General features: G+C 64.4%; 13 protein-coding genes. 6 read left to right on the top strand and 7 right to left on the bottom strand.

Going from position 1 to position 13166, the window contains the following annotated elements; genetic code table 11:
- Positions 1-41: 41 nt before the first annotated feature.
- The 3 genes from LDZ26_RS10780 to thiL are packed head-to-tail and all read right to left on the bottom strand — an operon-like array spanning position 42 to position 2098.
- Positions 42-542, bottom strand: a complete 501-nt coding sequence (locus tag LDZ26_RS10780) for a CinA family protein (protein WP_175945071.1) — start codon at positions 540-542, stop codon at positions 42-44.
- Positions 543-558: 16 nt separating this feature from the next.
- Positions 559-1119 carry a phosphatidylglycerophosphatase A gene (locus LDZ26_RS10775; protein ID WP_244847233.1) on the bottom strand — a complete coding sequence of 187 codons (561 nt, stop codon included), beginning with the start codon at positions 1117-1119 and terminating at the stop codon, positions 559-561.
- The gene (gene thiL, locus LDZ26_RS10770; protein WP_244847232.1) at positions 1109-2098 is read right to left on the bottom strand and encodes a thiamine-phosphate kinase; all 990 of its coding nucleotides are present in this window, start codon (positions 2096-2098) and stop codon (positions 1109-1111) included. The genes LDZ26_RS10775 and thiL overlap by 11 nt, the downstream gene beginning before the upstream one ends.
- Before the next feature lie 251 nt (positions 2099-2349).
- On the opposite strand from thiL, the gene LDZ26_RS10765 reads away from it, so the two are divergent.
- The 3 genes from LDZ26_RS10765 (at position 2350) to LDZ26_RS10755 (ending at position 6133) form a co-directional block, all read left to right on the top strand.
- Entirely contained in the window at positions 2350-4644 is a 2295-nt protein-coding gene (locus LDZ26_RS10765) for an NADP-dependent malic enzyme (protein ID WP_244847231.1), read from the top strand.
- A gap of 415 nt (positions 4645-5059) precedes the next feature.
- Positions 5060-5542, top strand: a complete 483-nt coding sequence (locus LDZ26_RS10760) for a ribonuclease (RefSeq protein WP_244847230.1) — start codon at positions 5060-5062, stop codon at positions 5540-5542.
- A gap of 15 nt (positions 5543-5557) precedes the next feature.
- Complete coding sequence (locus LDZ26_RS10755) at positions 5558-6133, top strand: barstar family protein (protein WP_244847229.1); 576 nt, start codon at positions 5558-5560, stop codon at positions 6131-6133.
- Positions 6134-6220: 87 nt separating this feature from the next.
- Here LDZ26_RS10755 and LDZ26_RS10750 read toward each other — a convergent pair whose 3' ends face one another.
- Positions 6221-6958, bottom strand: coding sequence for a 16S rRNA (uracil(1498)-N(3))-methyltransferase (locus tag LDZ26_RS10750; RefSeq protein ID WP_244847228.1), 738 nt, complete (start codon positions 6956-6958; stop codon positions 6221-6223).
- Positions 6959-7007: 49 nt separating this feature from the next.
- Complete coding sequence (locus tag LDZ26_RS10745; protein WP_244847227.1) at positions 7008-7421, bottom strand: glyoxalase/bleomycin resistance/extradiol dioxygenase family protein; 414 nt, start codon at positions 7419-7421, stop codon at positions 7008-7010.
- A gap of 387 nt (positions 7422-7808) precedes the next feature.
- Here LDZ26_RS10745 and tkt point away from each other — a divergent pair, with 387 nt between their 5' ends.
- Together tkt and gap are read left to right on the top strand one after the other, a co-directional pair.
- Entirely contained in the window at positions 7809-9860 is a 2052-nt protein-coding gene (tkt, locus tag LDZ26_RS10740) for a transketolase (protein WP_244847226.1), read from the top strand.
- Positions 9861-9908: 48 nt separating this feature from the next.
- Positions 9909-10919: a type I glyceraldehyde-3-phosphate dehydrogenase gene (gene gap, locus LDZ26_RS10735; RefSeq protein WP_244847225.1), complete on the top strand. Its 1011-nt coding sequence runs from the start codon at positions 9909-9911 to the stop codon at positions 10917-10919.
- 60 nt (positions 10920-10979) lie between these two features.
- Here the strand turns inward: gap and LDZ26_RS10730 are convergent, their stop codons facing one another.
- Positions 10980-11369, bottom strand: coding sequence for a hypothetical protein (locus LDZ26_RS10730; protein WP_244847224.1), 390 nt, complete (start codon positions 11367-11369; stop codon positions 10980-10982).
- Positions 11370-11629: 260 nt separating this feature from the next.
- Positions 11630-12058, bottom strand: coding sequence for a ferric iron uptake transcriptional regulator (gene fur, locus LDZ26_RS10725; protein ID WP_159836963.1), 429 nt, complete (start codon positions 12056-12058; stop codon positions 11630-11632).
- Between the two features lie 239 nt (positions 12059-12297).
- Here fur and LDZ26_RS10720 point away from each other — a divergent pair, with 239 nt between their 5' ends.
- Positions 12298-13101 carry an outer membrane protein assembly factor BamE gene (locus LDZ26_RS10720; RefSeq protein WP_244847223.1) on the top strand — a complete coding sequence of 268 codons (804 nt, stop codon included), beginning with the start codon at positions 12298-12300 and terminating at the stop codon, positions 13099-13101.
- The last annotated feature ends 65 nt before the right edge of the window (positions 13102-13166 follow it).

The raw sequence follows: 13166 nt of genomic DNA, 5'->3' as shown, positions 1-13166 counted from the left end.
CAACTGCTGCGCCGCAGCCGCTTAGCCGTACCGTCGCGCGTTCACCGCTCCCGCTGTTCCAAAAACTCCAACAACTTCCTCAAAGCGTGCGCCGCCGCCTGCGTGCGCACCTGCTCGCGGTCGCCCTTGAAATGCTGCGTCTCGAACGCGGTATGCAGGCGATTGCTCCACGCGAAGCAAACCGTCCCGACCGGCTTCGCTTCGCTGCCGCCGGCGGGACCGGCCACGCCCGTGATCGACACCGAAACCTGCGCGCGGCTGTTGCGCAGCGCGCCTTCGGCCATGGCTTTCGCGACCGGCTCGCTCACCGCGCCGTGCTGCTCGATCAGCGCAGCCGGCACGCCGATCATCTCCGTTTTCGCGAGATTCGAATACGTGACGAAGCCGCGCTCGAACCACGCGCTGCTGCCCGAAATGTCCGTGATCGCGGCCGCCACCATGCCGCCCGTGCACGATTCGGCGGCGGCGAGCATCAGCCGTTCGTCGCGCAGCTTGTTGCCGACGCGGATCGCAAGTTGATGAACGACGGTATCGGTCGGCATGGCGGTGTCTCGCAGATTAATGAATGAAACGTCCGGCGGTCATGCGCCACAGCGAAATCACGAGCAAGCTGAAGAACGCGGCGACGAGATCATCGAACATGATGCCAAAGCCGCCTTTCAGATGGCGGTCGAAATAGCGGATCGGCGGCGGCTTCACCATGTCGAAGAAGCGAAACACGATGAACGCCCACAACTGTCCGGTGAAGGTCGCGGGCGTCACGACCAGCAGCACGAGCCAGAACGCGACGATCTCGTCCCACACCACTGGCGACGGGTCCGCGACGCCCATCTTCTTCGCGGTGAAGCCGCAGAACCAGCATCCGGCGATGAAGCCGACGGCGATCAGCACGCCCCATTCCGCCACGGTCAAATGCCGGTTGAGCGGCATGAACGACGCCCACGCGAAGAGCGTGCCGACCGTGCCGGGCGCAATGGGCGACAGGCCGCTGCCGAAGCCGAGCGACAGAATATGCAGCGGATGCGTGAGCATGAAGCGTGCGCTCGCCTTGCGCGGCTTGGCGGGGGTGGGCGAATGCGGCGGCGCGGATTCGCTCGCGGCGGTGGGGTCAGTCTGCATGAAAGTGGTCGAAGCCTTGCAACGTCAGGGAAAGCGGCGCGCCCGCGCCGTCGCGCCAGGCGATGGCGGGCGCGACCGCGGAATCGATTGTACCGATGCGCGTGAGCGGCACACCCACGCGCTCGCCGATGCGCGCCACGGCGTCGCGCGCATCGCTCGGCGCGGTGAAGCAGAGCTCGTAGTCATCGCCGCCCGCGAGCGTGCACTGGCGGCGCGCGGTTTCGGGCAGCGCGCGCACCGCGTCGGAACACGGCACGGCGTCGGCATCGACGGTCGCGCTGACGCCCGAGCGCGTAAGAATGTGCATGAGATCGCCCGCGAGGCCGTCGGAGATGTCGAGCGCCGCGTGGGCGATGCCGGCGAGCGCGAGCCCGAGCGTCACGCGCGGCTCGGGCCGTTCCAGCGCGCGCTTCCATGCCGATGCGCTCGCTTCGTCCGGCGCGCGCCATTCGTCGCGCAAGACGGCCAGGCCCGCGCGGGCATCGCCGAGCACGCCGGACACATAGATGTCGTCGCCGGGTTTTGCTGCATCGCGCCTCAGCGCAGCGCCGTGCGCGACGTCGCCGAACACGGTGATGCAGATGTTGAGCGGCCCGCCTGTCGTGTCGCCGCCGACGAGCGCGCAGTCGAAGCGTTCGGCCAGCGCGAACATGCCGTCGCTGAACGCGGCGAGCCACGCTTCGTCGGCGCGCGGCAAGGCGAGCGCGAGCGTGAACGCGTGCGGCTTCGCGCCCATCGCGGCGAGATCCGACAGGTTCACCGCGAGCGCCTTGTGACCGAGCGCGTACGGATCGACATCGGGGAAAAAGTGACGGCCGGCGACGAGCATGTCGGTCGAGATCGCAAGCTGATGGCCGGCGGGCGGCGCGATCAGCGCGCAGTCGTCGCCGATGCCGAGCGGCGCGTCGCCTTGTCTCGGCGAGGGCGCTTTCGCGCGGCGGGCGAAGTATCGATCGATCAGGGAGAACTCGGAAAGCATCGTCGGGGAAGCGAGTTATTTGTGCAGTGCAAGAGAAAGAGGGCGCGGCAACGACCGCGCCTCCAAGCGCCGCCGCATGTCTTGAAAAAACGGCATGATCTGTCGAAAGCCTTGCCAAGCCGGGCGATCAGGCGTTCTCCGGTCACGGCACTTGTAGCCGAATTGCATGGACTGCGCGTAAAAGCGGGGCTTGATTGGCGCTACAATGCGTTCGAGGTTCCATTCTAATTCCCGCACTGCTAGCCCGCCTTATGACGACTCCCGCCAATACGAAGTTGCGCGAAGCCGCGCTCGATTATCACGAGTTTCCGACACCCGGCAAAATCGCGATCGCCCCGACCAAGCAGATGATCAACCAGCGCGACCTCGCGCTGGCGTACTCGCCGGGCGTGGCGTTCGCATGCGAAGCGATCGTCGAAGATCCGTTGAACGCCGCGCGCTTCACCGCGCGCAGCAACTTGGTCGGCGTCGTGTCGAACGGCACGGCGGTGCTCGGGCTCGGCAACATCGGGCCGCTCGCCTCGAAGCCCGTCATGGAAGGCAAGGCCGTACTCTTCAAGAAGTTCGCCGGCATCGACGTGTTCGACATCGAGCTGAACGAAAGCGACCCGCACAAGCTCGTCGATGTGATCGCCGCGCTGGAGCCGACTTTCGGCGGCATCAATCTGGAAGACATCAAGGCGCCGGACTGCTTCATCGTCGAGCGCGAGGCGCGCAAGCGCATGAAGATTCCCGTCTTCCACGACGACCAGCACGGCACGGCCATCGTCGTCGCGGCGGCCATCACGAACGGCCTGAAGGTGGTCGGCAAAAACATCGGCGAAGTGAAGCTCGTCGCATCGGGCGCGGGCGCGGCGGCGCTCGCGTGTCTGGATCTGCTCGTCGATCTCGGCATGAAGCTCGAGAACATCTTCGTGACGGATCTGGCCGGCGTAGTCTACAAGGGCCGCGTCGAACTAATGGACCCGGACAAGGAACGCTTCGCCCGCGAAACGAGCGCGCGCACGCTTGCCGAAGTGATCGAAGGCGCGGACGTGTTCCTCGGCCTCTCGGCGGGCGGCGTGCTGAAGCAGGACATGGTGAAGGGCATGGCCGCGAAGCCGCTGATTCTCGCGCTCGCCAATCCCACGCCGGAAATTTTGCCGGAGCTCGCGCTGGAAGTGCGTCCGGACGCGGTGCTCGCCACCGGCCGCACGGACTACCCGAATCAGGTCAACAACGTGCTGTGCTTTCCGTTCATCTTCCGTGGCGCGCTGGATGCCGGCGCGACGACGATCACGAAGGAAATGGAAATCGCCGCAGTGAACGCGATCGCCGAACTCGCGCGTCAGGAGCAGAGCGATATCGTCGCGACGGCGTATGGCATTCAGGATTTGTCGTTCGGGCCGGAGTATCTGATTCCGAAGCCGTTCGATCCGCGTCTCATCGTGAAGATCGCGCCGGCGGTGGCGAAAGCCGCGATGGAATCCGGCGTGGCCACGCGTCCTATCGAAGACATGGACGCCTACGAGCAGCACTTGCAGCAGTTCGTCTACCACAGCGGCACGACGATGAAGCCGGTGTTCCAGCTCGCGCGCAGCGTGGAGCCGGAGAAGAAGCGCATCGTGTTCGCGGAAGGCGAGGAAGAGCGCGTGCTGCGCGCCGTGCAGATCGCCGTTGACGAAAAGATCGCGAAGCCCATTCTCATCGGCCGTCCGGCGGTCATTCAGCAGCGCATCACGAAGTTCGGCCTGCGCCTCACGCCGGGCGTCGATTTCACCGTGGTCGACACGGACCACGACGAGCGTTATCGCGACTTCTGGCAGACGTATTACGCGATGATGGCGCGCAAGGGCATCAGCCAGCAAATGGCGAAGCTGGAAATGCGCCGCCGCACCACGCTGATCGGTTCCATGCTCGTGAAGAAGGGCGAAGCCGACGGCATGATCTGCGGCACGGTGAGCACCACGCATCGGCATCTGCACTTCATCGACCAGGTGATCGGCAAGAAGGACGGCTGCAACGTGTACGCGGCGATGAACGCGCTCGTGCTGCCGGGCCGCCAGATTTTCATTGTCGATACGCACGTGAACGTGGACCCGACGCCGGAGCAGCTCGCCGAAATCACGATCCTCGCGGCGGAAGAAGTAAAACGCTTCGGCATCATGCCGAAGATCGCGCTCTTGTCGCATTCGAACTTCGGAACCAGCAACGCGCCGACCGCGCAGAAAATGCGCGACGTGCTCGCCCTCCTGAAAGAGCGCGCGCCCGATCTCGACGTGGACGGCGAAATGCACGGCGACGTGGCGCTGGATGCCCGTTTGCGCAAGGAAGTGCTGCCCGAATCGACGCTCGAAGGCGACGCGAATCTGCTGATCCTGCCGAACATCGACGCGGCGAACATCTCGTACAACTTGCTGAAGACGGCAGCGGGCAACAACATCGCGATCGGGCCGATTCTGCTCGGCGCGGCCGAGCCGGTGCATGTGCTGACGGCATCAGCCACCGTGCGGCGCATCGTCAACATGACGGCGTTGCTGGTGGCGGACGCATCGGCGGCGCGCTAGTCTTCGCCCGATGTAGTCGCGACGCGGCGGGTCATCCCGCCGCGTTTTTTTTGGGCGAAAAAAAACGTGCCGCGAAAAGCGGCACGCCGGGGCAATAGCAAGGGGGAAGTTTGCTGTTCCCTAAATGTGCGGGGCGTCGGCATGGAGCGCATGCCGTGAAACTGACGACAAGTGAGGCGGCCTGTCCAAGGGTTTCGATCCCCAGCGCGTGAATTATTATCTTATTTAGTTGAAAAATCTCTCAGATTTAGGCTAGATGTAGTTGCCTTTTCTCCGCAAATCGGTGCATGCGCCTGCGAAGTTGAGAAAATGTTTCCGAAATCCCGCCGAACGTTGCTTCGCTTTGGCATTAGCGATACCCTTACATTTTTCGGGGTTGTCGCATCTTTCGGTTCATCGCGGGGACAATCGTTTCGTGAAGCGCGCTACGGCACTTGCCTCTATCGTCGCACTCTGCGTCTTTCTGGGCGGCTGCGGCAAGGACGAATCCCGAAGCGCGGCGGACACGGTCATGCCCGCGAAGCCGGCGAACCAGGCCGATTCGGCGAAGATCCCGCCGGAGGCCAGCCGGTCGGCCGCTGTGCAGACCCGGCAAGCGCGCAACGACGACTTTGCGACCGTGGCCGTCGCGCAGTTGCCGAAACAGGCGGTCGAGACACTGCAGTTGATCCAGGCGGGCGGGCCTTTCCCTTACGAGAAAGACGGCGTCGTGTTCGGCAACCGCGAACGCTTGCTGCCACGGCGCGCGCGCGGCTACTACCACGAATACACAGTCCCCACGCCGCGAGCGCGGGATCGCGGCGCACGCCGGATCGTATGCGGCGGCCCCAAGCGGCAGATCGACGATTGTTACTACTCGGACGACCACTACGCCAGTTTTAAACGCATTGCGGGATAACGAGGGATTAACGGCATGAGCGACAACATCTACGCGCACGACAACGGCGTTGCGGGTGTTTTTTTCGCAACCGGCGACGGCAACCTGTTCCAGCGAGTATTGCGGCTACGCATGACAGAACACGACAACAGACCCGATGACGAGCCGAATCATTCGAACGAGCATCCGGCGGGGCATCCGCAGGACGAGTCGGAGTCTCTGTTTGCGACGGTGCGGCCGAACATCGTGCAGTCCATCCGCGCGTTTCGCGTGCAGGAACTCGCCGACGAGGCCAACCGCCTCGGCCAGCATTTTCTGTATGCGTATCTCGGCCAGGCGCAGAGCAAACAGGAAGTGCTTGAAACCATCGCGACCTCGTTCCTGTTTCCGAAGCACTTTGGCAAGAACTACGACGCCCTCTACGATTGCCTGACCGACCTCGTTCATCGCGCGGGTTCGCAGCCGGGCTTCGTGATCGTGCTGGAGCAGTTGCCCATCGCGCAGAAGTTCGACAAGGAAGGGCGCGAAACGCTGCTCGACGTTTTCCGCGATGCCGCCGAATTCTGGGCCGAGCGGCGCGTGGCCTTCCGCGTGTTTTATTCTTTCGTTTGAGTTCGTCTGGGTTCTTTCGATCGCGTCAGCCGTGAGCGAAACAGCCCGTCATCGGGCTGTTTGCTTTTGTGGCGGCCGGGCGCCGAATCACCATCCGCCCCAGCGCGCGGCGAGCGCCGCGAGCACCGCGATTCCCGCCGTTTCCGTGCGCAACACGCGCGGACCGAGACCGAGCGCCGCGAAACCCGCCGCGACGATCTCGTTCTCTTCTTTCGGCGAAAAGCCGGCTTCCGGACCGATCACCAGCGTGACGCGGCCGCGCGGAGGCTCTGCGGGCAGCGCGGCGAACGACACGTCGGCGCGAGGCGAAAGCAGTAGCCGCAGGTCGCCATCCGCAGCGGCTGGCAATGACGCCAGCCACGCGCTCAGGTCGCGCGGCGCGGCCACGTCCGGCACGCGATTGCGCCCGCATTGCTCGCAAGCCGCGCGCGCGAGCGCCTGCCAGTGCGCCTGACGCCGCAAAGCGCGCTCGCCCGCGAGCCGCACGACGCCGCGCTCGGCCGTGAGCGGCACGATCTGCGCGACGCCCAGTTCCACCGTCTTTTCGATCAGCCAGTCCATCTTATCGCCGCCCGCGACGCCCTGCGCGAGCGTCACGCGATACGGCGGCTCGGCTTCGCGTTCGCTGTGCGCGTCGATGCGCGCGAGCGCCGCGCGTTTGCCGATGTCGACGAGCACGCCGTGATACTCGCCTCCGGTGCCGTCGAAGAGCGTGATGGCGTCGCCGTTCTGCAAACGCAGCACATGCACGTGGCGCACGACGTCGTCGGGAAGAGAAAGGGTCTCGCCCGCCGCGAGCGGGCCGTCAACGAAAAAGCGTGGCATGGAAATCGATCACGGACGCTCGGTCCGCGGATAGCGCCTTGCGGCGAGTTCAACGAAGATGGCGCGCAATCGCCCAGCGATAACCGTCCGGGTCTTCGATCTGCGCGAAGCGGTCGCCCCAGAACTGGTCCTGCGGCTCGATAAGCGGCTTTGCGCCGACGGCGAGCGCCTGCGCGAAGGTGGCATCGACATCGTCGACATAGAGATAAAACGACTGCGGCGCCATCTGGCCCGCGCTCTTCGGCGTGCGCGCCTGCGATCCGTACGCGCCCTCCGGCGCGAACATCAGAATCAGTTGCCCGCGATACGTCATCTCGACGTGGATGATGGTGCCGTCGTCGTTGACGCTGTCACGTACCGCGAAGCCGAACGCCTTCTCGTAGAACCCGACGCTCACGCGCGCATCGCGCACGGTGAGATAGGGCGTGAGCCACGGGACGTCGGCGGGGCGAGGGTCAGTCATCGAAAGCACTCCTTGAAGCCTTTTGCTCGTACCAGTGAGGGGCATTTTGCCATGAGGCGCGAACCGCCCGCGGCGCGTGGTGGCGTTTTATCGCGATGAACGGCTTCGCGCGGCTGCACGGAACATGCCCGCGAACGCCGGAAGCCGCACGTTCGGCGCCGTGTCGCACGCCTGTCGATCGGACCGGTCTGTTAGAATGACCGCCTCCCGATCCTCGTCGTTTCTCGTCGTTCCGGTACTGAAAACGCGGTGTGCCGCGGGTCCGGCGTCCGGTGCGAAGTACCGGTCAGACGCAGCGTCAAGAAGCACCGTGGATCATTTCAGCACTGCCTCGACGTACTGCATCGACGCACTGCCCCAACGCTCCCGTAGCCGCCGACACCCGACATGACGATCCCGACTTCCAGCCCGACCGCCCTCATGGCCAACGCAATTCGCGCGCTCGCCATGGATGCCGTTCAACAAGCCAACTCCGGCCACCCCGGCATGCCCATGGGCATGGCCGAGATCGGCGTCGCGCTGTGGTCGCGCCATCTGAAGCACAACCCGTCGAATCCCCACTGGTTCGACCGTGATCGTTTCGTCCTGTCGAACGGTCACGGCTCCATGTTGCTGTACGCGCTTTTGCACCTCACCGGCTACGACCTGCCGATGAGCGAGATCAAGAACTTCCGCCAGCTGCATTCGAAGACGCCGGGCCATCCCGAAGTGGGCATCACGCCGGGCGTCGAGACGACCACTGGCCCGCTCGGCCAGGGCGTCGCCAACGCGGTCGGCATGGCGCTCGCCGAAGCGCTGCTCGCCGCCGAGTTCAACAAGGCCGACGCGAAGATCGTCGATCACCACACGTACGTGTTCCTGGGCGACGGCTGCCTGATGGAAGGCATCTCGCACGAAGCCTGTTCGCTCGCGGGCACGCTGAAGCTGAACAAGCTGATCGCCCTGTACGACGACAACGGCATTTCCATCGACGGCCACGTCGAGCACTGGTTCCACGACGACACGCCGAAGCGCTTCGAAGCGTACGGCTGGAACGTGATTCGCGCCGTGGACGGCCATGACGTCAACGCAGTCGATGCCGCCATCGCCCAGGCGAAGCAATCCGACAAGCCGACGCTCATTTGCTGCCGCACGGTCATCGGCAAGGGCGCGCCGACGAAGGCGGGCGGCCACGACGCGCACGGCGCGCCGCTCGGCGGCGACGAGATCGCGGCCACGCGCGCCGCGATCGGCTGGCAGTACGAGCCGTTCGTGATTCCGCAGGAAGTCTATGCAGCGTGGGACGCGAAGGAGCAAGGCGCGCGCGTGGAAGGCGAATGGAACAAGGCGTTCGACGCCTATCGCGCGAAGTACGCCGAACAGGCCGCCGAATTCACGCGCCGCATGAAGGGCGAACTGCCCGCCGACTGGAAGCAGAGCGCCGCGAAGATCATCGAGGACGCGAACCAGCGTGCGGAAACGGTGGCGACGCGCAAGGCATCGCAACAAGCTATCGAAGGGCTCGCCGCCGCGCTGCCGGAACTGCTCGGCGGTTCGGCCGACCTGACCGGCTCGAATCTCACGAACTGGAAGGCGTCGAAAGCCGTGCGCGCCGCCGGCGACGCGGAGAACGCCAACGCGGGCCACGCGGGCATCCAGTGGGGCAATCACATCAATTACGGCGTGCGCGAATTCGGCATGAGCGCGGCCATCAACGGCATTGCGCTGCATGGCGGCTTCCGTCCGTTCGGCGGCACGTTCCTGACGTTCTCGGACTACAGCCGCAACGCGCTGCGCGTCGCCGCGCTGATGAAAGCGCGCTCGATCTTCGTGTTCACGCACGATTCCATCGGCCTCGGTGAAGACGGTCCGACGCACCAGTCGGTCGAGCACGTCTCCAGCCTGCGCCTGATTCCGCAGTTGCAGACGTGGCGGCCGGCGGATACCGTGGAAACGGCCGTCGCATGGACGCATGCCATCGAGCACGAAGGCCCGTCGACGCTCATTTTCAGCCGCCAGAACTTGCAGTTCTCGCCGCGCAACGACATTCAGATCGGGAACATCGCGAAGGGCGGTTACGTGCTCGTCGACTGGAACGACGACATTCCCGCGCGCAAAATCATCCTGATCGCGACGGGATCGGAAGTGCAGCTCGCGTTGCAGGCCGTCGAGGCGCTCGCGAAAGAAGGCATCGGCGCGCGCGTCGTCTCGATGCCCTGCACGAACCTCTTCGACAAGCAGGACGCCGAGTACCGCGAGCGCGTGCTGCCGAAGGGCGTGGCGCGTGTAGCGATCGAAGCGGGCGTGACGGATTTCTGGCGCAAGTACGTGGGCCTCGAAGGCGGCGTGGTCGGCATCGACACGTTCGGAGAGTCCGCGCCGGCCGGTGCGCTCTTCAAGCACTTCGGCTTCACGGTGGAGCACGTCGTCGAAACGGCGAAGGCCGTTCTGGCCGCGTAAGCATCCGCGTGCAGCGAAGCAGGTTTTTTTAAGCCAAGGAGATAGACCATGACGATTCGCGTTGCAATCAACGGCTACGGCCGGATCGGCCGCAACACGTTGCGCGCCTTCTACGAGAACGGCAAGAAGCACGACATCGAGATCGTCGCCATCAACGATCTCGGCGATGCCAAGACGAACGCGCACCTGACGCAGTACGACACCGCGCACGGCAAGTTCCCCGGCGACGTGTCGGTGGACGGCGACTACCTCGTCGTCAACGGCGACAAGATTCGCGTGCTGGCGAACCGCAACCCGGCCGAACTGCCGTGGGGCGAGCTGAACGTCGACGTGGTGATGGAGTGCACCGGCTTCTTCACGACCAAGGAAAAGGCGAGCGCCCACATCAAGGGCGGCGCGAAGAAGGTCATTATTTCCGCGCCGGGCGGCAAGGACGTGGACGCGACCGTCGTGTACGGCGTGAACCACAACGTGCTGAAGGCATCGGACACGGTCATCTCGAACGCTTCGTGCACGACGAACTGCCTCGCGCCGCTCGTCAAGCCGCTGAACGACAAGATCGGCCTCGTCAACGGCCTGATGACCACGATCCACGCGTACACGAACGACCAGGTTCTGACCGACGTGTATCACGAAGACCTGCGCCGCGCGCGCTCGGCCACGCATAGCCAGATCCCGACGAAGACGGGCGCTGCGTCGGCGGTGGGCCTCGTGCTGCCGGAGCTGAACGGCAAGCTGGACGGCTACGCGATCCGCGTGCCGACCATCAACGTGTCGGTGGTGGATCTGTCGTTCATCGCGGCGCGCGACACGACGGTGGAAGAAGTCAACAAGATCATGAAGGAAGCGTCGGAAGGCGAGCTGAAGGGCATCCTCGGCTACAACGACGCGCCGCTGGTGTCGGTCGACTTCAACCACAACCCGGCTTCGTCGACGTTCGACGCGACGCTCACGAAGGTGTCGGGCCGTCTCGTGAAGGTGTCGAGCTGGTACGACAACGAGTGGGGCTTCTCGAACCGCATGCTGGATACGGCGGTCGCGCTCGCGAACGCGAAGTAACGTTCGGTCCGCTGAAATGACAAAGCCGCTCCTCGGAGCGGCTTTGTTTTTTGCGCGGCGTTATGCGAACCGCTGGCGCAGGAAAGAGATGACGTAAGGCGTCGCGGCGGCCGCAACGGTCGACGCCGTGCCGGGGTCGAGTCCCATGCGCGCGCCGATGGATTCCGCGATGCGCCCGGTCAGCACGCCTTCGCCGCCTTCTTCCAGCGACTTGAAGAAGCCGTCGCCGCGCACGAGTCCCGCCGCGAACGCCGCGAAGAAGCTCTTGCCGGGATGGTCGCCCAGCAAGCCCTGGCTCTGTTCTTCGGCGTGTGCGTGCGCCGTTTCCGCAGCCGTACTAAGCATTTGCTGACTGTCTTCCTGGCTGAAGCCCTGATCGGTCAGCGCCTGCGTGGCTTGCGCCCCGTGCGACGAAGACAGAAATTCTGATACGAGTTGTTGCACGTCCATTGACGTTACTCCTTTGACGTTCGCTAATTGCAGGTCCGCGGAAAGCTGATTGAAGCCACGGAGGGCTAGTGATCGCTGGCGGCCGGTGCTATGACCGCGGCTGTCGCGGGAAGTGCCTGTGTCAGCGGAGACGAGCGTCGTTATCGGAATTCGCCGCATAGGGACGAGAATGGACGAAACAAAACCGCCGTCCATCGAAGCCGATGGACGGCGGCTCATTTTGGTCACTATGCTTTCGCGCCGCCTCGGGCGCGGGTCGCTTAGTGCTTGCGGTGCGGGCAGTTTTCCTTGGTGCAGGCGCCGTAGAGCGCGAGCGCGTGCTCGTGCAGCTTGAAGCCGCGCTCTTTTGCGATGGACTGCTGGCGACGTTCGATTTCGGCGTCGAAGAACTCTTCGACGCGCCCGCAGTCGATGCAGACGAGGTGATCGTGGTGCGAACCTTCGTTCAGTTCGAACACCGCTTTGCCCGATTCGAAATTGCTTCGCGAGAGCAGGCCCGCTTGCTCGAACTGCGTGAGCACGCGGTACACGGTGGCGAGCCCGATATCGAGCTCTTCGTTGAGCAGGTTGCGATACACGTCTTCAGCGGTCAGGTGACGCACCGGACTGTGCTGGAAGATTTCCAGAATCTTGAGGCGGGGCAGGGTCGCCTTGAGCCCGATATTTTTCAGATCGGAGGGATTGGTCATGGCTAGGCATCCCTAGAGTACAATTCAAGGTTCTCATAGTAATGCGTTTTTCCGAATCCTGACATCTCATGCGGAAAGTACGCAAAACCGCGCGGAAGCTACGCAGAAGTCACGCAGTAGTTAGGCAGAAGCGCACTGAGAGCGGAACGAGAAGCGCGGCGTTGTCAGTGTCATCGGCGCTGTGCGCGAAAGGTGAAATGATCTCAAAATTTTTATCGAATTGCAGGGAGAGCCGTCGCATGCGGGGAACCATCATCGCAGCAACCCTCGCCGCGCTGCTCGCGGGTTGCTCGACGTACGACAGCGTCACGCAGAAGATCGCGCAGAGCATCACGCCATACCGCATCACGGTCGTGCAGGGCAACTTCGTTTCGCAGGAAGCGGCGAGCCAGATGCAGGTCGGCATGTCGCGCGATCAAGTCAGGCAACTGCTCGGCACGCCGCTGCTCACCGACATGTTCCACGCGGACCGCTGGGACTACGTGTTCTACTTCAAGCGCGGTTCCACCTCCGTCGTGCAGCAGCGTGACTTCATCGTGAACTTCGCGAGCGATCGCGTCGTGAGCTGGTCGGGCGGCGAGAATCTCCCGTCGAACCTCGAATTGCTCGCTGAAATCGACGGCGACCGGGGCTTGAAGGTTGCGAAGGCGCCAACGGCGCCCGCAGCCGTGGCGGCGGCATCGGCGGCGTCGGCGGCTTCGGCAAGCACAGTGACCGCGCCGCCCGGCGAGCCGTCCACGCAGCCGAACACCGCGGCAGCCTTCGCGGGCGACGCGAATCAGCAGGCCGCGCAGGCAGCGAATCGCGCGACGGCGCAAGTCGAAATGCCGACTGGCCGAACGCAATCCTCCGTGCGCCCGAACGTGCCGCAAAGTGCGGGCGCGGCGCCCGGCGCGGCCAGCGTGGGCGGCAACTCCCAGATCCAGTTGCAGCGCAAGCCGCAGACGATCACGATTCCGGACAGCAGCGCCGTCGGTCCCGCGAGCACGTCGCCGGCTCCGGCCAACGCGGGCGGACAAGCGCAGTTCAGCATGCCGCAGTAATGCTGCGAAGCATCGTCGGCAAGGCGCGCCGTTCGCGCCTTGCCGGACAGACCGGCGTCGCGGGC

Origin of the sequence: Caballeronia sp. SL2Y3, assembly GCF_022879575.1 — a bacterium.
Taxonomy (GTDB): domain Bacteria; phylum Pseudomonadota; class Gammaproteobacteria; order Burkholderiales; family Burkholderiaceae; genus Caballeronia.
The sequence above is the reverse complement of the archived record's forward strand: the minus strand, read 5'-3'. Positions and strand labels throughout refer to the sequence as shown.